This window comes from Huintestinicola sp. (genome assembly GCF_051882455.1).
Taxonomy (GTDB): domain Bacteria; phylum Bacillota; class Clostridia; order Oscillospirales; family Ruminococcaceae; genus Huintestinicola.
Window position 1 is genome coordinate 17,565 of sequence record NZ_JBJERV010000092.1, and the last position, 17,603, is coordinate 35,167.

Annotated in this window: 17 protein-coding genes and 1 tRNA gene; 12 read left to right on the plus strand and 6 right to left on the minus strand. The window is 49.5% G+C overall.

The annotated features are described in order from the left end of the window. Positions 1-10: 10 nt before the first annotated feature. The 3 genes from ACI4J0_RS11235 to ACI4J0_RS11245 all read left to right on the plus strand — a co-directional run bounded on the left by ACI4J0_RS11235 (position 11) and on the right by ACI4J0_RS11245 (position 1,379). Positions 11-547 carry a 2-oxoacid:acceptor oxidoreductase family protein gene (locus tag ACI4J0_RS11235; RefSeq protein WP_439765902.1) on the plus strand — a complete coding sequence of 179 codons (537 nt, stop codon included), beginning with the start codon at positions 11-13 and terminating at the stop codon, positions 545-547. A 114-nt stretch (positions 548-661) separates the two neighbouring features. Next, on the plus strand, positions 662-1,228 hold the full coding sequence (locus tag ACI4J0_RS11240) for a hypothetical protein (protein WP_439765903.1): 567 nt from the start codon (positions 662-664) through the stop codon (positions 1,226-1,228). 4 nt (positions 1,229-1,232) lie between these two features. Then, entirely contained in the window at positions 1,233-1,379 is a 147-nt protein-coding gene (locus tag ACI4J0_RS11245; protein ID WP_439765904.1) for a hypothetical protein, read from the plus strand. 52 nt (positions 1,380-1,431) lie between these two features. On the opposite strand, the gene ACI4J0_RS11250 is transcribed toward ACI4J0_RS11245, so the two are convergent. Continuing rightward, positions 1,432-3,273 (minus strand): cell division FtsA domain-containing protein, encoded by a 1,842-nt coding sequence (locus tag ACI4J0_RS11250; protein ID WP_439765952.1) that lies wholly within the window; start codon positions 3,271-3,273, stop codon positions 1,432-1,434. Between the two features lie 620 nt (positions 3,274-3,893). On the opposite strand from ACI4J0_RS11250, the gene ACI4J0_RS11255 reads away from it, so the two are divergent. Beyond that, positions 3,894-3,977, plus strand: a tRNA-Leu gene (locus ACI4J0_RS11255). Between the two features lie 185 nt (positions 3,978-4,162). On the opposite strand, the gene hisC is transcribed toward ACI4J0_RS11255, so the two are convergent. From hisC to ACI4J0_RS11270, 3 genes are all read right to left on the minus strand, one after another. After that, positions 4,163-5,218 (minus strand): histidinol-phosphate transaminase, encoded by a 1,056-nt coding sequence (gene hisC, locus ACI4J0_RS11260; protein WP_439765905.1) that lies wholly within the window; start codon positions 5,216-5,218, stop codon positions 4,163-4,165. 137 nt (positions 5,219-5,355) lie between these two features. Beyond that, a complete protein-coding gene (locus ACI4J0_RS11265) occupies positions 5,356-5,547 on the minus strand; it encodes a YjfB family protein (RefSeq protein WP_439765906.1) in 192 nt (63 codons plus the stop codon). Positions 5,548-5,597: 50 nt separating this feature from the next. Next, complete coding sequence (locus tag ACI4J0_RS11270) at positions 5,598-6,593, minus strand: PocR ligand-binding domain-containing protein (RefSeq protein ID WP_439765907.1); 996 nt, start codon at positions 6,591-6,593, stop codon at positions 5,598-5,600. Positions 6,594-6,859: 266 nt separating this feature from the next. On the opposite strand from ACI4J0_RS11270, the gene ACI4J0_RS11275 reads away from it, so the two are divergent. After that, positions 6,860-7,609 carry a PP2C family protein-serine/threonine phosphatase gene (locus tag ACI4J0_RS11275; protein ID WP_439765908.1) on the plus strand — a complete coding sequence of 250 codons (750 nt, stop codon included), beginning with the start codon at positions 6,860-6,862 and terminating at the stop codon, positions 7,607-7,609. On the opposite strand, the gene spoVAC is transcribed toward ACI4J0_RS11275, so the two are convergent. Further along, entirely contained in the window at positions 7,602-8,042 is a 441-nt protein-coding gene (spoVAC, locus tag ACI4J0_RS11280) for a stage V sporulation protein AC (RefSeq protein ID WP_439765909.1), read from the minus strand. The two genes, ACI4J0_RS11275 and spoVAC, sit on opposite strands and share 8 nt — an antisense overlap. Positions 8,043-8,165: 123 nt before the next feature. Between spoVAC and ACI4J0_RS11285 the strand changes: the two genes are divergently transcribed. From ACI4J0_RS11285 to ACI4J0_RS11315, 7 genes are all read left to right on the plus strand, one after another. Then, positions 8,166-9,155, plus strand: a complete 990-nt coding sequence (locus ACI4J0_RS11285) for a GNAT family N-acetyltransferase (RefSeq protein WP_439765910.1) — start codon at positions 8,166-8,168, stop codon at positions 9,153-9,155. Beyond that, entirely contained in the window at positions 9,130-9,768 is a 639-nt protein-coding gene (gene thyX / locus ACI4J0_RS11290) for an FAD-dependent thymidylate synthase (protein ID WP_439765911.1), read from the plus strand. The genes ACI4J0_RS11285 and thyX overlap by 26 nt, the downstream gene beginning before the upstream one ends. Positions 9,769-9,780: 12 nt before the next feature. Beyond that, positions 9,781-10,446, plus strand: coding sequence for a (d)CMP kinase (gene cmk, locus ACI4J0_RS11295; protein WP_439765912.1), 666 nt, complete (start codon positions 9,781-9,783; stop codon positions 10,444-10,446). 16 nt (positions 10,447-10,462) lie between these two features. After that, entirely contained in the window at positions 10,463-11,086 is a 624-nt protein-coding gene (locus ACI4J0_RS11300; protein WP_439765913.1) for a lysophospholipid acyltransferase family protein, read from the plus strand. 46 nt (positions 11,087-11,132) lie between these two features. Further along, complete coding sequence (locus ACI4J0_RS11305; RefSeq protein ID WP_439765914.1) at positions 11,133-13,109, plus strand: bifunctional 4-hydroxy-3-methylbut-2-enyl diphosphate reductase/30S ribosomal protein S1; 1,977 nt, start codon at positions 11,133-11,135, stop codon at positions 13,107-13,109. Positions 13,110-13,374: 265 nt separating this feature from the next. Next, a complete protein-coding gene (locus tag ACI4J0_RS11310) occupies positions 13,375-14,829 on the plus strand; it encodes an ABC transporter substrate-binding protein (RefSeq protein ID WP_439765915.1) in 1,455 nt (484 codons plus the stop codon). 114 nt (positions 14,830-14,943) lie between these two features. Beyond that, on the plus strand, positions 14,944-16,098 hold the full coding sequence (locus ACI4J0_RS11315) for an FprA family A-type flavoprotein (protein ID WP_439765916.1): 1,155 nt from the start codon (positions 14,944-14,946) through the stop codon (positions 16,096-16,098). A gap of 103 nt (positions 16,099-16,201) precedes the next feature. Here the strand turns inward: ACI4J0_RS11315 and ACI4J0_RS11320 are convergent, their stop codons facing one another. Next, positions 16,202-17,599: an oxaloacetate decarboxylase subunit alpha gene (locus ACI4J0_RS11320; RefSeq protein ID WP_439765917.1), complete on the minus strand. Its 1,398-nt coding sequence runs from the start codon at positions 17,597-17,599 to the stop codon at positions 16,202-16,204. Positions 17,600-17,603: the final 4 nt, after the last annotated feature.

The following is a 17,603-nucleotide window of genomic DNA, read 5'->3' on the forward strand; positions in this document are numbered from 1 at the left end:
AGAATACGTGATGACCAGTGAAATTCAGCTTGCGGGCTTCGGCGGACAGGGTATTCTTTTTGCGGGAAAGGTGCTTGCATACTGCGGTATGCTGGCTGACAGAGAGGTTTCCTGGCTTCCCTGCTACGGTCCCGAAATGAGAGGCGGCACCTGCAACTGCTCGGTTTGCCTTTCCGATGAGCCTATCGGCTCCCCCGTTGTTAACGACCCCGACCTGCTTATCGCAATGAACGAGCCTTCATATACTAAGTTTATAGGCGCTGTTAAGGCGGGAGGCTATGCCTTCATCGACAGCACACTTGTGGACTCCGCAAATGCACGAAACGATATCCACGAGTTCAGAGTTCCCGCAACAAGGCTTGCGGACGAAAACGGCCTTAAAGGCGGCGCTAACATTATCCTCATAGGCAAGCTCATCAAGGAGACGGGCGTTATCTCTATGGACGATATCGAGGCGGCTATCAGAAAGATAGTTCCTGCGAAAAAGGCGCAGCTTATTGAAAATAACCTGAGAGCTATCAAGCTTGGGTATGATTATACGGAATAAGAATGTAATATAAAAAAACGCCCTTCACCGGTGTGGTGAGGGGCGTTTCAGTTTGATGCAAAAGGACTTGACAATTCTGTCGGATGTGATATAATAAAGGCAGGGAGTGAGAATGTGGCTCTTGAATATCAGCGTTACGGACGAAACAAGGATACACTCGTAGACAAAACATATATTGACAGCGGTGAGTATCGCAGAAAATTTGATAACCTGACAGACGATCCCACTGTTAATAAAGTAATTTATAATAGTGCAAAAAAAGCGCTTAAACACAGAAGCGGTACTGCACTTGAAGATATGTATTGGTTTGACAGTATAAGCGGAAAAGTTCTTCTTTCCGTCACCGACAGCACAGATGAAAGAGCAATTATATATACCGATAAAATTCGTAATACGATCAAATCGGGCACAAAAATAATAACATTGCACACGCACCCGAGCAGTATGCCGCCAAGTATTGATGATTTTAATTCCTGCTTTAAAAATGGGTACGAAATTGGCATTATCGCCTGTCACGATGGACGTGTATTCAAGTATTCGTCAAAACAATTTGTCAGCAAAGCACTTTATGAGCTTTATATCGGTGAGTATCTTGATGACGGCTTAAATGAATTTGATGCCCAGTTCAAAACACTTGAAAAGCTGAAAGAAAATCATCTGATACACTTTGAGGAGGTGTAATATTATGGCAGAAAAGGAATATTTCATAGATGATCGTGTTGTTATTCCTGAGAATGTCAGGAATATGACTCGTGAAGAAAGACGCGCTGAAATAGTACGCCTTGAAAATATCGCAAAAGCAGAAAAAGAAAAGATCCTTAAGAAAAAATAATTTAAAACCAAAACGTCCCCAACCGCAGACGGTGAGGGACGTTTTTCTATCCTTATGTATCCCACTTAATAACAATACTGTCTCCCTCATGGAGAATGTCCATAAAGCTTGCGTTCTGACCGTTCAAGGTAAGTATCATATTGCCGCTTGGAGGAGGGTCGCTGATGTCGATATCCGCAAGAGCCATAAGCTCGATGAACTCGTGGGGAGAATTGTCGGTACGGGGGTCAAGATGAGTGCGTCTGCCGTTGAGGGTAACGGTAATGCTGCCCGATGTGCCGCTGTCAGCTTCGGGAGAGGGTTCTGCAAGCGCTGCGGCAGGCTCCGGAGGAGGCATAGTTATTCCCGAAAGGGTCTGGACGGTGCGGCTTGCCTTTTCGTCCTTGAGGGCGATATCCCGTGCGGCATTGGGAAGATTTTCGGTGGCTGTATGCTTGTCCCTTGTAACAAAAGCGTCATTCTCCTCGAGAATGTGATCCGACCTTACAAGCCTGTCGTTCTTGAAAAAGGCAATTCCCGAGCAATCAAAGGGCAGGGACATTATAAGGTCGCCCAGAGTCTCGATGGACTCTATCTCGATATTGTCGTAATTCTGGACGCTGTAATTTCCCGTAACAACAACTCCGTTGACACGCACTGTTCTGCCGAAGGTGTATTCCTCTCCGTCAATGATTATCTTCTTGGTAAATACCTCCCCTGCAATGTCGCTGACTGTAACAGCAGCATTTGCGCCTACGGTGGCAGGGGTGAAGTCGATAACGTCACCGGGCTTAACGGTGTATTCAAGTGTGGCAGGGAGACCGTTTACCATTATCTGCGCAGGAGTGGAGGTCTCTCCTCTCAGACTCTGCTTTTCGCCGTTTAAGGTAAAAATAAGTCCTCTGCCCGATTTACCGATTATCTGGGGCGTCTGGAAGCCTGCGTTCATAAGCAGGTCGGCGGCAGTCACGGTCTTGGTGTCGAAAATGCGGAATTTTCCGCCGTTGAGAGTAACCTGAGAGAACTCATAGCCCTTCTGCAGAGTGGCGGTAATGCCAATTCCGATAGGCGTTACAAACTCGGGACCCGTAAGCTTCACCTTGCCCAGATTTATATTCTTGCGGTAATTCTGACCGCCTATGGCTACCCTGTTTTCGGGTATCTCAAGCTTTTCCGCAACAAGAGAGGTAAGCTCCGGGATAAGGCTTCCGCCGCCCACAAGAAACACCGCCGCAGGAGCGGAGCCGTTGGCTGCAAGAACATTATCCGCAATGGTGTCCGCAAGCTGGTCAACAGCAGGGAAAAGCCCCGAGAAAAACTCGTCCGACTTGACCGTATGCTCAAAGCCTAAAATATCCGTAAAGCTTACGTCCTCGCCGGGAGGGGTGAGCTTCATATTTTCGGCTGTTTCGAAATCAACAAGGTATTTCTGAATGATATCCTCGGTTATCTCATCGCCTGCAATGGTTGCCATAGCATATGCCACAATACTGCCGTTTCGGGAAACGGCGATATCCGTAGTACCTGCGCCGATATCAACCAGGGCGATGTTAATGAGCCTTACCTCGGGGGGGATTATCACGTTCATAGCGGCGATAGGCTCAAGGGTCAGGCTGCAAACGTCCAGCCCGTTCATATCCATAACTGTATAAAGGCTCTCCACCACAAGGCTCGGGAGGAATGCGGCAATAAGCTCCACCTCCACCTTTTTTCCCTTGTGACCCAGAAGGCTCTTTATGGGATAATCGTCCAAAGCGTATTTGATAACGGTGTGTCCCACGCAGTAAAAGGTCATGCCATCGGAAGTGCTGTCGCTGTCAAGCTCGGACTGAGCCTTTGCCACAGCTTCAAGCTCCAGGGACTTGAGCATATTCTCGGTAATGCTCTCTCTGCCGTCAAGCTCGGTCTCCACCATAGCGCGCTTGGTTTTAAGAGCGCGTCCTGCGGCAGCGATAGCCACCTTTGAAAGGGTCATCTCCGTCTTGTCCTCAAGAGCGTTCTTGACCTGTTCAACTATTCTTGCGGTCTCAACGATATCCTCTATCTGACCGTCCAGCATGGCGCGCCGCTTGTGCGGAACGGAAACAGCCTCGCTGACCGTGAAAACGCCGTCCTCCATATGCCCGATAACGCCCACCACGTTCCGGGTGCCTATGTCGAGGGCAAAGATATCGTTCTCGCCCTGAGGGGATTTCTGCGCCTTGCGTATCACCGAAGCGCCCTGAGCTCTGCTTTTAGGCATATTTATCATTCCTTTATGTAAAAAATTGTATTTTTTTATTGTGCGGCTCAAATTCCGTACCCTTTCGCCGCATAAAACAGTATTCCTTTTTATTATAATATATTTCCGTGAAATTTGCAATATTTTTCTTTGGTCAAAGGCGTAAAATTTCAACCCGATTTTTTGCCGTTTTGTTCTTCGGAAAAATTTTTTGAGAAATTTCAAAAAAACTCTTGACAAGTAAATTTATATGTGATATAATAGCATAGTCGGTTGATAAATCCGACGGTTGGTTGAAGAAACCGAGATAATATGCGAGAGTGCTGGAATAGGCAGACAGGCACGTTTGAGGTGCGTGTGTCTTTGACGTGTGGGTTCAAGTCCCATCTCTCGCACCAAGCTTTAAGTCCGCAGGCTGTGTTAAAACGGTCTGCGGATTTTTTTGATTTAATTTGACAAAATATGCTCAACTAAAAGGTATAACAGCCCTTCTGAAATAGCAAGCCCCCTCGGAAAGCCACTTCCGAGGGGGGGCATTTGTGTATACCTCTGACAATAATGTCAATACCCATTCCGGGATTTTTTATTTTATGTACTCTTTCAACGCCCCGATAAGCGCGTCTATCTCCTCGTCTGTGCCGATAGTTATCCTAAGATGGTTATCTATCCTGGGCTTATTGAAAAAGCGGACGTAAATGTCCTTGGTTTTAAGGAATGCGCTGATATCCGCAGCCCTGTATCCGGGGTGAGAGGCAAAAAGGAAATTGGTGCTGCTGTCCTTAACGTCAAAGCCCATTTTACGAAGCTCTGCGGTAAGCCTGTCTCTTGTTTTTATTATCCTGCCCACCGTCTCTCTGAAATACTCCTCGTCCGCGATGGAAGCACAGCCTGCGGCAATGGCAACGCTGTCTACGGGATAGGAATTGTAGGAGTCCTTAGCCGCCCTGAGTGCGCCGATGATGTCCTTTCCGCCGAAGCAGCAGCCAATTCTCATGCCTGCCATAGAGCGTGATTTGGAGAAGGTCTGCACAACTGCCAGATTGGGGTATTCCTTTAAAAGGGGCAGAGCCGAAACGCCGCCGAAATCCACATATGCCTCGTCGGATATGACCACGCTGTCGGGATTTGCGTCAAGTATCTCGCGGATAAAATCAAGGTCCCTGCCGATGCTTGTGGGAGCGTTGGGATTGCAGATGATAACGCCGCCGTTTTCGCGCCTGTAGTCCTCGGCTCTGATGTTAAAATCCTCGTCAACGGGAATAAGCTCATAGGGAATTTTCAGCATACTGCACCACACGGGATAGAATGAATAGGTGATATCGGGGTAAAGCACAGGCTTTCCCGAGTTGAAAAAAGCCCTGAAGCAAAGGGCAAGCACATCGTCCGAGCCGTTTCCGATGAATACATTTTCCTCGGAAAGTCCTGCCCTTTCCGCCACGGCTCTCACAAGAGGAGTGGCGTCGGCGTCGGGATATTTGTTGAGTCCCGAAGCCTTGAAGCCGGCTATTGCCTCAATGACCCGGGGAGAGGGGGGATAGGGATTTTCGTTGGCGTTCAGCTTGATGAAATCCGCCTTTTTAGGCTGCTCCCCCGCCACATAGGGGGCTATGTCAATAAGATTATCTTTCCAGTTACCCATGAGAAAAACTTCCTTTCAGAAAAAGCTGTAATCATTATACCACATTTTTCCGCAGGGTTCAAGAAAAATTTTATTTTAAAAAAATCCTCCGCACATAAAAATGTACGGAGGAAAGAGGACCTGCGACCTACGGGAAATCAAGCTCTCACATCAAGGATAGAGCCTATCTGACCCTGGACCTTGGGCATATTCTGAGCCATTTCAATGATACCCTGAGCCTGGGTCTGCATAACGTCCTGGGTCTTCTTGACCATAGCCGTGCTTACGGCATTAGCAAGCTGAGCCTGCTTCATACCTGTAGCCATAGAAGAAATTGCCATAGGATCCATAAAAACACTTCCTTTCGGTATATCAATTTACAGCGGGGCTGTAAATCACATTATGACTGTATCTCGCTGATAACGCTTTTAAGCTCCTCAATTCCCGAAACGGTCTCGGAAACCAGCTCGGAGGCATCCTTGGCGCTGCTGTCTATCTGAGCCGCAAAGCCGCCGATGCTCTTGATCTTCTGCTCGATGGTGTCAGCGGAGCTTTTCGAGGTATCTGCAAGGCTTCTTACCTCCTGAGCGATAACGCCGAAGCCCTTACCGCTCTCCTTGGCTCTCGAAGCCTCGATGGACGCGTTGAAGCCCAGGATACGTGTGTTCATAGCGATATCCTGGATAACCTTTGCAGCGTCGTTAGCGGTCTTGACCTCGGAAACGCACTTGTCAGCGATCTCGGAAAGCTGCCTGAACTTTTCGTCCATGGAAGAAACAGCCTTGATACAGCTTTCCGCAATGTCGTTGACCCTGCGGATAACATCGCCGGTGGCGGTGATATTGCTTGAAAGAGCAGCATTGTTCTGCTTCATCTGATAGCTGGAATAAGCCATAGTGGAGATATTCTTGGCAATGGTGTGAAGGAACCTGGCAGCAGCCTCCACCCTCTCCTTGGGAACGATCTTCACCTTTCTTACAGCGGCGATATACTCGTCGGGATCAATGCTCAGTTCCTTAGCTATCCTGCGGAATTTAGCCTCGTCGGGCTTTTCGGTAAGGACCTGTCCGCCGATAAAGGAGCCGATGAACTCGCCGTTGACCATAATGGGAGCAGCAAAGTCCATAAGACCTGCATGGCAGGCGTATGCAGCAGCTCTGCCTGTGCGGTGAGTCTGCTCGCCGCCGTCGCGGTCGCACTTTTCGCATCTTTCGCAGCCCAGTCTGGAGCGGCGTGTGTATTTCATACAGAAATCGGTGAAATTGCTTCCCTTGGTCACAGGATTTCCGTCGGCATCGGTAGTGAGAGCCGCCATGCCCGTTACCTCTGCAAAGCCGTCCTGTATTTCCTGAAGCACCTGAACGCTTATCAGGTCGGTTAATTTAATGGAAGACATTATGTAAAACCTCCGTGTGAGTATTTTGGTATAATGGTACATACTAATTTTACAATATTTCCTTCCGTTTGTCAATGTTTTGTTGAGATATAATTGTTTTTTCGTGCAAATAATACAAATTATTCCTCTCTAATATGATAATTACGGAAAACCGCACCCCGCAAAGAAAATACGTTCCTAAATTTATATGATTTACCTATTGCAATCTGCGGCAGATTGATGTATAATGTTATTATGTATATTTATAGCTGTCCGAGGTGTCCGATTTGTATTATTGCTGCGGTATTTCCGACAAGGGAGCTGTCCGCACGCACAATGAGGACGCTTATCTTGTAAACAAAATAGTATTATCAAAGGCTCAGATGGAGAGCGACATCAGTGCCCCCTTCATCGCCGCCGTTGCCGACGGCGTAGGAGGAGAAGCATCGGGGGAGATAGCCTCAAGAATGGCGCTGGAGCTGCTTTCCGCAGTAAAGCCCGGGAAGCGCACCGACCTTCGTGCAAAGCTCCTTTCCGTCCACACGAAGCTGAAGCGCTACGGCATCACCCACGGCAGCTCCGCCAATATGCAGACCACCCTCTGCGCCCTTGCGGTGGACGACAGCGAAAGGGCATATGTGGTAAACGTGGGCGACTCACGGATGTACCGTTTCAGAGGGGGCATAATAAAGCAGCTTTCCCGTGACCAGTCCCTTGTCCAGCTGCTGTATGAGCAGGGAAAGATAACGGGCGAGGAAAAAAAGACCCATGCCCAGCGGAATGTGATATTCCCCGTTCTGGGCAACCTTTCCGATGATCCCGACCCCTGCGTTACGGAGATAGAGGGAGGCATAAAAAAGGGCGACATCATCATTATCTGCAGCGACGGACTTTCCGACTATATCACCTCGGGAGAATTTGAAGAGATACTTTCAATGCCCATGCGCCTGCCCAAGCGGCTCAGACGGCTCATCGACACCGCCATAGACAACGGCAGCACCGATAACATCACCGTGGTGGGAGTATCCGTCATCTGAGGAAAAAGTAGTAGATAAGCCCGTAGACCACCGAAGCGGCAGTTCCGTAAAGGATAACGGGTCCTGCGATAATGAATATCTTTGCTCCCAGACCTAAGATATATCCCTCAGACTTAAATTCCACCGCAGGAGAGGCAACAGCGTTGGCAAAGCCCGTAACGGGTACGAGAGTTCCCGCGCCGCCGTATTTTGCCAGCTTTTCGTAAAGCCCCAGCCCCGTAAACAAAGCGGAAAGGAACACCAGCGTTATGGTGCACCAGGCTGCGGCAGTCCTGTCGTCAAAGCCAAGATAGGAGTAAAAGTCGGTGATAGCCTGTCCTATGACGCAGATAAGTCCGCCGATAAGAAAGGCAAGGGGCACATCACGCATACATTTTGAGTTCGGTGAAGCCTTTTTGACCATTTCGCCGTACTGCTTCTGAGATATTTTCATTGTAATATCACTCTTTCCGATAAAATATTTTAATGTAAATTTATGCCGTATCACGGCTTTAATTTAGTATATCCCGCAGGCAAGCCAATATTCCCAAAAATAAAATGAAAAGGAAAATGACTTATGCTAAAGAACATTCTTTCAAACGAAACCTGCGCAAAATGCCGTCTGTGCTGTATTTTTGACAAATACGATGTGTGGGAGACCCCCGTTATCACAAGGGAGCTGTATACAAAGCTCACAGCGGAGCGCCCCGACCTGAAAATGGTCTCAAAGGGCGGAAACGGCGGCTATATATTCAATATGGAGGACTGCTGGGACGAGGCAGACGAGCTTTATCGCTGTCCCGCCCTCGACCCGAAAACAGGCTGTACCCTTGGGGACAATAAGCCCTTTGACTGCCGCATCTGGCCCTACAGAGTTATGGATCTAAACGGCGCAAGGGTGATATCCATCGCGTCCGTCTGCCCCGACCTGTATAAAAAGCCCCTGAACGTCCTTGTTGAGGAGCTTGACAACGGGCTTGCCGATATAATTTTTGCGGAAGCAGCTAAAAATCCTTCCATCGTAAAGCCATATGAGCAGGGCTACCCCATTCTCAAGGTAACAAACGAGCTTTGCAACCGGAAGGTGCGCCTTGCGGAGGTAACGAGAGGCGACCTGCCCTTCCTCTGCGACCTTTACAACCGCACCGAGCTTCTTGACAGGCTTGGAGCGGGCGAGCTTGACATCGAGGACTGGGACGAAGCCTTCGAGCAGTGGCGCGAGGACGGCGACGAGGAGGACTATATTATATATTACGGCTCCGAGCCTGCGGGCTGGGTGAAGCTCTGCGGACTTGAAAGCGGAGACTGCGGCTGGATATCCATGCTTGTCATCGCCCCCGAGTTCAGAGGCCACGGAGTGAGCCGTGAATGTATCTGCCTTGCGGAGGAGATATTCATCGAAAAGGGCATCAACACCGCCGCAATGCACGTATATAGCTCAAACACCGCCGCCGAAAAATGCTGTCTCAGCTGCGGCTATACTGCCGTTCCCGACGATACCCCCGACGGCGAGACCGTTATGTATAAAAAGGAGAACCTTGATGAAAATTATCGCACCCTCTCATGAGATATTATCGGAGATAGACGGGGCAAAAATGCTCCGCAATATAGAGCTCTGCGGCAGAGTATGCTATAAGAGCGAGGACAGGATAACAGACGGCTCTGCGGAGAAATTCGTGGGAATGATACTTAAATCGGGTCATGAATCCGTCCTCGAGCACGAAAAGATAACCGTAAGATTTATCTGCGACCGCGGCGTTACCCACGAGATAGTCCGCCACAGAATAGCAAGCTACAGCCAGGAAAGCACCCGCTACTGCAACTATTCCAAGGACAAATTCGGAAATGAAATAACCTTTATCCGCCCCTTTTTCTGGGCTGAGGACGAGGAGAAATACGCTGTCTGGAAGAACACCATGCAGGAGATAGAAAACGCCTATGGGAAGCTTATCTCGCTGGGAGCAAAGCCCGAGGAAGCAAGGAGCATACTGCCCAATTCCGTAAAAACGGAGCTGGTCGTAACAATGAACCTCCGCGAATGGCGCCACTTTTTCAGGCTCCGCACCTCCGAGCGCGCCCACCCTCAGATGAGAGAGGTCGCTCTTCCTTTGCTTTGCGAGCTGAAAGGGCTTGTACCCGTTATTTTTGACGATATAAACGGAGCGGACGCTTCGTATTAAGGAGAGATATCAATGAGCATCAATATTGCCATAGACGGCCCCGCAGGCGCGGGAAAATCCACCATTGCAAGGAAAGCCGCCGCCGAGCTGGGATTTATATATGTTGACACAGGAGCGCTCTACCGCTCTGTGGCATACTACTCTGTTTCAAAGGGCGCAGACGTGAGCGTTCCAGAAAATGTGGAAAAGCTCCTGCCCGGGATAACCCCCGAGCTGCGGTTCATAGAGGGCGTTCAGCACGTTTTCGTAAACGGCGAGGACGTTTCGGATAAGATCCGCACCCCCCAGGTGTCAATGGCAGCCTCAAAGGTCTCGGCGATACCTGCGGTAAGAGCCTTTCTGTTTGAGCTCCAGCAGAAAATTGCCCGTGAAAACAACGTTATCATGGACGGCAGGGACATAGGCACCGTAGTCCTGCCGAATGCCGACCTGAAGATCTTCCTCACCGCCTCCCCCGAGGCAAGAGCCGACAGAAGATTTAAGGAGCTGAAAGACAAGCCCGATGCACCTTCTTATGAGGAAGTGCTTGCGGACATAATAAAGCGTGACCACGACGACTCCACCCGTGCCATAGCCCCCTTAAAGCAGGCGGAGGACGCAGTGCTCTGCGATACCACATCGCTCTCCCTTGAGGAGTCGGTGGATAAGATCATCGGTATGATAAAAAAACTTCTGTAAAGGACGGTAAGCTCACTTGAACGCATTTGTCAGATATACCGTAATGGGCATATATAAGCTGTTTTACAATTTTAAAATAGAGGGCTGGGAGAACGTCCCCGAAAAGGAAGGCGTTATCATAGCCTGCAACCACCGCAGCTACGCCGACCCCGTGGTCATAACCATGCCCATGAAAAGACCCGTCACCTATATGGCAAAGGAGGAGCTTTTCAAGAACAAGCTCTTCGGCGCATTTATCCGCTTCTTAGGCGCGTTTCCCGTCAAAAGGGGCGCAGGAGACATGAAGGTAATAGACGACTGCGTTGAGATACTGGAGAGCGGCAGGAACGTGGTCATCTTCCCAGAGGGAACACGTTCCAAGGAGAATAAGGTGGGCAGAGGAAAAACAGGCGTTGCCCTTATCGCCGCAAGATCGGGCGCGGACGTTCTCCCCATGGGCATAGTGTTCGAGGGCGAAAAGCTCCATTTCCGCAGCAAGCTCACATTGAAAATAGGAAAGCTCATAAAGTCCGAGGAGCTTGACATCGGAGACGGAGACACAAAAAATCTGAAGAAAGTAAAATCCGTCATTATGGACGCCATAACCGAGCTGGTCGAAGGACCGAAAACGGAGGAAAATTCTGCCGAAAGCACTGAATAACCCCTGAAAATATGGCAATAATACACATAAAGACGGTGTGAAAATTATGAAAAAATTCACAATTACCGCCGCAAAGACCGCAGGTTTCTGTTTTGGTGTTGACAGAGCGGTAAAACTCGTGTATAATGAAATAGAACACGGCTTCAAGGCAGTTACTCTGGGAGAGATAATCCACAACCCCACCGTTGTGAACGACCTTGCCGAAAAGGGCGTCCGCGTCATAAACACCCCCGCCGAGGCAGAAAAGGACGAAAAGGTCATTATCCGCTCTCACGGAGTAGGCAGGGATGTGTACAGAGAGCTTGAGGAAAGAGGTATCCCCTATTCCGACGGCACCTGTCCCTTTGTGAAGCGCATACAGAACACCGCCGCAAAATGCTCCGCCGAGGGTAAGGACATCATCATAATGGGCGATGAAACTCACCCCGAGGTGATAGGAATAGCAGGACACTGCCAAAACAAAGCATATGTTTTGCAAGATCCCGAGGAGCTTGAAGCTTTTCTGAAAAAAAATTTTGAAAATTCAAAAAAAAAGGTTGCAATTATGCCGCAAACAACGTATAATATAAATATGTGGCAAAATTGCGTCCGTATCGCCGCCTTTTATGAGAACGCCGAGACCTATGACACCATATGCAGTGCCACCTCGGAAAGACAGGCGGAAGCGGCAAGGCTCGCCTCCGAAAGCGATATAATGATCGTAGTCGGCGGGCGGCACAGCTCCAATACCGTTAAGCTCTTTCGGATATGCAGCGGGCTTTGCGGGACTTGCTTTCACGCAGAAAGCCCTGGAGAACTCAGTATGCTGAAAATGCCGAAAGGCTTTTCTAATAAAAGTGATATCCGAATAGGTATCACCGCCGGAGCGTCCACCCCGGCATCTATTATCAAGGAGGTCAAAAACCAGATGAGCGAAATTATCAAAAATATGGACGAGGACTTTAACTTTGAGGAGGCGCTCAACGCTTCTTTCAAAAGATTATATACCGGTAACAGGGTGAAAGGATACATAACTGCTGTAAACAACACAGAAGCTATAGTTGACGTTGGTACAAAGCACACAGGCTATGTGTCTCTGTCCGAGCTGACAGATGATCCTTCTCTGAAGCCCGAGGATGTAGTTAAAGTCGGCGACGAGGTCGATCTTATCGTTATCAAGATCAATGACGCAGAGGGCATCGTTCAGCTCTCCAAGAAGAAGGTCGACGCACTCAAGGGTCTTGACGAGCTTGCCAAGGCTAAGGAAGAGGGCACTATCCTCGAGGGTACTGTTACAGGCGTTGTTAAGGGCGGCGTTATCGTTCTTGCAAACGGCGTAAGAGTATTTATCCCCGCTTCTCAGGCAACTATGAGAAGAGACGAGAAGCTTGAGGAGCTCCTCAAGCAGACCGTTAAGTTCAAGGTTATCGAAGTAAACGAGCAGAGAGGCAAGGCTGTAGGCTCCATCAAAGCTGTTCGCAGCGCAGAAAGAGATGCAGCAAAGGCAAAGTTCTGGGATACCGTTCAGGTGGGCGACGTATTCAAGGGCGAGGTCAAGTCTCTTACCTCCTACGGCGCATTCGTAGATCTCGGCGGCATCGACGGAATGGTTCACATTTCCGAGCTCAGCTGGGACAGAATAAAGCACCCCTCCGAGGTAGTTTCCGTAGGCGATACACTTGAGGTATATGTAAAGGATCTGGACAAGGAAGCAGGCAGGATCTCTCTCGGCTACAAGAAGGACGAGGACAATCCCTGGGTCAAGTTCGAAAGCGAGTATAAGGAAGGCGACACAGTTAACTGCAAGATCGTATCCATCACCGCATTCGGCGCATTTGCACAGATCATTCCCGGCATCGACGGACTTATCCACATCTCCCAGATCGCAGACAAGAGAGTAACAAACGTAAAGGACGTTCTCTCCGTAGGCGACGAGGTAACAGCCAAGATCACCGAGATCGACTCCGAGAAGAAGCGCATCAGCCTCTCCATCAGAGCAGTTCTCGAGGAAAACGGCGAAGCTGCCGAGTCCGAGGAAGAATAATCGTAAAATATTAAAACGGCAGAGCCTTCGGGCTTTGCCGTTTTTTACTTTTTATCGGGATTTTTTACATTAACTTATACGTTTAACTATTTAAAATGCACAAAGTGAAATAAAAAATATTGATATAAACGTCATTGACAGTAAAAGAAAAAAATGATAAAATTATATTGCAATTATTTATAATCAAATGCGCATAAAGCGCATAATGCGAAACGTTTCCGTCTTTGCAGCAGGCGGAGATTTCCGCAAATTTTAGGAGGTCAATATGAAGAATTTCAAGAAAACGATCGCAGGCATTTCCGCCCTGACATTCACACTTGGACTTACCGCCTGCGGAGGCGGCTCCGAGGGAGAGGGCGCATCCACCAGCGATACTACAGCTGTGACCACCACAGCAGCAACAGTTGAGCTGAACACAGCTACATACGCCGAAGAGGACCAGAAAACTCTCGACGACCTGGCAAATGAAAAGCTCCGTGACGTTGAGCTTGAGAACAAGACCATCAAGTGGCTTGCTCACTACGACATCAACCCCTCAACTTCCAAGGGCGACTCCGAGGCAGTAAACATCACCCTCTTCAAGAGCAAGTACGGCGGAAATATTGAATATATCCCCACCACCTGGAATACAAGATATTCCGACCTCTCCACCCACGTTCTGGGCGGCGACGGAGTAGACTTCTTCCCCTGCGATACCGCAGCGCTCCCCAAGGGTGTTATCAACGGAATGTTCCAGCCCGTTGATGATTATATCGATATGGATTCCGAGCTCTGGGCAGACGTTAAGGACGCAATGGAGATCTACAACTTCAACGGCAAGCACTACGAGATCGTAAATGACGTAACCGCCGAGGCAGTAGTTATCTACAATAAGCAGACCATCGAAGAAAACGGCTTTGACGATCCCTGGGAGCTTTACAAGGCAGGCGAGTGGAACTGGGATACCTTCACATCAATGCTTGAGCAGTTCTGCGACCCCGATGCCGACCAGTGGGGACTTGACGGCTACTGGTCAGAAAAGGCTCTGTTCCTTTCCGCAGGCGTACCCTCCGTTACCTCCGAAAACGGTTCTCTTAAAACAAACCTTATGGATCCCACAGTTGAAAAGGCAATGAACTGGATGTATGACCTTTACAACAAAGGTCTCGTAATGGACAGATCTCTCTTTGACTGGAACGAGCAGCCTGCATTCATGGGTGAAGGCAGAGAGCTCTTCTACATCGTAGGCGCATGGCACGTACAGTCCAACCCCGACACCTGGGCAACAGGCATTGCTCCCGAGAACCTGGGACTTGCACCCGTTCCCTCCCCCGCAGGCTCCGATCCTTATCAGGGCGCAACACTTGACGGCTGGGTACTCTGCAAGGGCGCAGGCAACCCCCAGGGCGTAGGACTCTTTGCAGACTGCACACGTCTTGCAAATACAAGTGACGAGGCTATCGCAATTGCCGATGCAAAGGCAATTGCAGACTACCAGTGGTCCGAGGAGCTTATTGCTATCAACAAGGAGATCAACGACCTTGCCCGTCAGTATCCCGTTGTTGACCTTGCAACAGGCGTATCCACCGACGTTGCATCTCTCACCACCGACGGCGGCGACGAGATCGGCCTCAGAGCAGCGCTCCACGGCGTAGAGTGGGCATCCAACAGAGAGGAAATTTCCGCAGTTGTTGATATGCTCGTTCAGGAAGCAGACGCTTCACTCAAGTCCGTTCAGTAAAATAATACAAATTTTCGGGTATCATACGCGGGTATGATACCCGTTTTTTCTTGACAATACAGCGCATATGTGGCATAATAAATATAGAGTATTTTGCAGAAAGGACGAGATATTATGAAAATATCATCGGATATAGCATACATAGGCGTAAATGACCATATTGACCCTCTTTTTGAAGGACAGTACAGCGTTCCCAAGGGAATGTCCTACAATTCCTATGTGATAAAAGATGAAAAAACTGCGGTAATGGACACGGTAGACGGGGGCTTTACAGCAGAGTGGCTTGAAAATCTTGAAGCAGCCCTTGACGGACGCAAGCCCGATTACCTTGTAGTCCACCATATGGAGCCGGATCATTCCGCCAATATCGCCGTTTTTGCGGAGCGATATCCCCAGGCTGTGATAGTGTCCTCTCAGAAGGCATTCGCCATGATGAAGAACTTTTTCGGCACCGACTATGCCGACAGAAGAATCATAGTGGGCGAGAATGACACCCTTTCCCTGGGACAGCACACCCTCACCTTCATAACCGCCCCCATGGTCCATTGGCCCGAGGTAATAATGAGCTATGACAGCACAGCTAAAGTCCTTTTCTCCGCCGACGCATTCGGCAAATTCGGCGCACTTGACAGCGAAGAGGAATGGGATAGCGAAGCAAGACGCTATTATTACGGCATTGTGGGCAAGTTCGGAATGCCCGTATCGGGAGTGCTGAAAAAAGCGGCAAAGCTTGATATCAGCACAATATGCCCCCTCCACGGCCCTGTGCTTTCGGAAAACCTCCCCCATTACCTTGAGCTTTACACAAAATGGGCAGCATACGAGCCCGAGACCGACGGCGTATTCATCGCATATACATCTGTTTACGGAAACACAAAAAAAGCGGCGCTTTGCCTTGAAGAAAAGCTTTCCGCAAAGGGCTGCCCCGTAATATCAATGGACCTTGCCCGCTGCGACAGAGCAGAAGCCCTGGCAATGGCATTCAAGTATAAGAAGCTGGTCTGCGCCTCCACCACCTACAACGGCGGCGTGTTCCCCTTTATGAGAGACTTTATAACCGACCTTGCCGACCACGGCTATAAGAGCAGGCAGGTCTATCTCATAGAAAACGGCTCCTGGGCTCCCACAGCGGCAAACGCAATGAAAAAGCTTTTCGAAGGCTGCAAGGACGTTATCATTTCCGAGAATATCGTTAAAATAAATTCTGCCGTAAATGCAGAAACCATAGCTCAGACCGAGGCTCTGGCAGAGGAAATAGCTGCACAGTAATATTTGAAGGGCAGCGCCGTATGAATTTGTACGGCATTGCCCTTTTTTCACGTACCAAAAAAATCCCCCGAAACACATTTCGGGGGACATTTCATTTATAATATCAAACCATATGAATTTTCTTTTCGGGATCGGAGTTCTTGCCGTCAATGCCGTATTTCTTGTTGCGGCGCTTCTCAAAGAATTTAGGCGCAACCTTGGGGAACATAGCATAGGTGAGAACGTCTTCCTCCTGCTCGAGCCACTCGGAGCACTCCTCTCTCAGCTTGTCCAGCTCGGGAGCCAGCAGATCGGCAGGGCGGCACTCGATAGCCTCCTCGCCCTTGAGAATGGACTTTCTGAACTCGGGGTCGATGGGTGTGGGGGTCTTTCCGTACTTGCCCGCTACCACGTCCTTGAACTCCTTAGTTACCATCTTATACCGCTCGCCGTTGATAACGTTGAAAACCGCCTGAGTGCCCACGATCTGGGAAGAGGGGGTAACGAGAGGGATATTTCCGGCGTCCGCACGTACTCTGGGTACCTCCTTGAGTACCTCCTCCAGCTGGTCCTCCTTGCCTGCCTGCTTGAGCTGGGAAAGAAGGTTGGAGAGCATTCCGCCGGGAACCTGGTAAATAAGGGCGTTTGCGTCCGCAGCAAGCATCTTGGGGTCGAGAAGACCGCTGTCGATGTACTTTTTACGCAGCTTCATAAAATAATCGCGGATAGCGGTGAGCTTCACAAGGTCGAGACCTGTGTCATACTCTGTGCCCTGGAGAGCCGCTACCATAGACTCTGTAGGGGTGTGAGATGTGCCGTGAGCAAGGGGCGACATAGCCGTATCAACTGCGTCACAGCCGTTTTCGATAGCCTTTAAGAGGCACATGGAAGCCAGACCCGAGGTGTAGTGGGTGTGGAGCTGAACGGGAATGCCGATGTTCTCCTTGAGCGCCTTTGTAAGGGAAGCCGCTCTGAAAGGAGTGATAAGAGCCGCCATATCCTTGATACAGATGGAATCGGCACCCTCCTCCTCGCACTGCTTTGCGTAGTTAACGTAATACTCGTCGGTGAACACATCGCCCAGGGTAAAGGACATAGCCACCTGTGCGTGTGCGCCCTCCTTCTTAGCCGCGCGGATAGATGTGCGGAGGTTTCTGATATCGTTTAAGGCGTCGAAAATACGGATAATATCCATGCCGTTAGCCACGGTCTTCTGAACGAAGTATTCCAGAACATCATCGGCATAATGGCGGTATCCAAGCATATTCTGACCTCTGAAAAGCATCTGGAGCTTGGTGTTGGGCATAGCCTTTCTGATGACCCTCAGTCTCTCCCAGGGGTCCTCGTCCAGAAAGCGGATACAGGAGTCAAAGGTGGCGCCGCCCCATACCTCGGCGGAGTAATAGCCTATCTTGTCCATCTCCTGCATAATGGGGAGCATTTCATCTATGCTCATTCTCGTTGCGATAAGGGACTGATGAGCGTCTCGGAGGACGGTCTCGGTGATCTTTACCTTAGCCATACTA

Coding starts and splice junctions, on each gene's coding strand:
- ACI4J0_RS11235 (WP_439765902.1), top strand. CDS start 11: ATGACCAGTGAAATTCAGCTTGCGGGCTTCGGCGGACAGGGTATTCTT.
- ACI4J0_RS11245 (WP_439765904.1), top strand. CDS start 1,233: ATGGCAGAAAAGGAATATTTCATAGATGATCGTGTTGTTATTCCTGAG.
- ACI4J0_RS11250 (WP_439765952.1), bottom strand. CDS start 3,273: ATGGTGGAGACCGAGCTTGACGGCAGAGAGAGCATTACCGAGAATATG.
- hisC (WP_439765905.1), bottom strand. CDS start 5,218: ATGGGTAACTGGAAAGATAATCTTATTGACATAGCCCCCTATGTGGCG.
- ACI4J0_RS11265 (WP_439765906.1), bottom strand. CDS start 5,547: ATGGATCCTATGGCAATTTCTTCTATGGCTACAGGTATGAAGCAGGCT.
- ACI4J0_RS11270 (WP_439765907.1), bottom strand. CDS start 6,593: ATGTCTTCCATTAAATTAACCGACCTGATAAGCGTTCAGGTGCTTCAG.
- spoVAC (WP_439765909.1), bottom strand. CDS start 8,042: ATGAAAATATCTCAGAAGCAGTACGGCGAAATGGTCAAAAAGGCTTCA.
- ACI4J0_RS11285 (WP_439765910.1), top strand. CDS start 8,166: ATGCTAAAGAACATTCTTTCAAACGAAACCTGCGCAAAATGCCGTCTG.
- thyX (WP_439765911.1), top strand. CDS start 9,130: ATGAAAATTATCGCACCCTCTCATGAGATATTATCGGAGATAGACGGG.
- cmk (WP_439765912.1), top strand. CDS start 9,781: ATGAGCATCAATATTGCCATAGACGGCCCCGCAGGCGCGGGAAAATCC.
- ACI4J0_RS11305 (WP_439765914.1), top strand. CDS start 11,133: ATGAAAAAATTCACAATTACCGCCGCAAAGACCGCAGGTTTCTGTTTT.
- ACI4J0_RS11310 (WP_439765915.1), top strand. CDS start 13,375: ATGAAGAATTTCAAGAAAACGATCGCAGGCATTTCCGCCCTGACATTC.
- ACI4J0_RS11315 (WP_439765916.1), top strand. CDS start 14,944: ATGAAAATATCATCGGATATAGCATACATAGGCGTAAATGACCATATT.
- ACI4J0_RS11320 (WP_439765917.1), bottom strand. CDS start 17,599: ATGGCTAAGGTAAAGATCACCGAGACCGTCCTCCGAGACGCTCATCAG.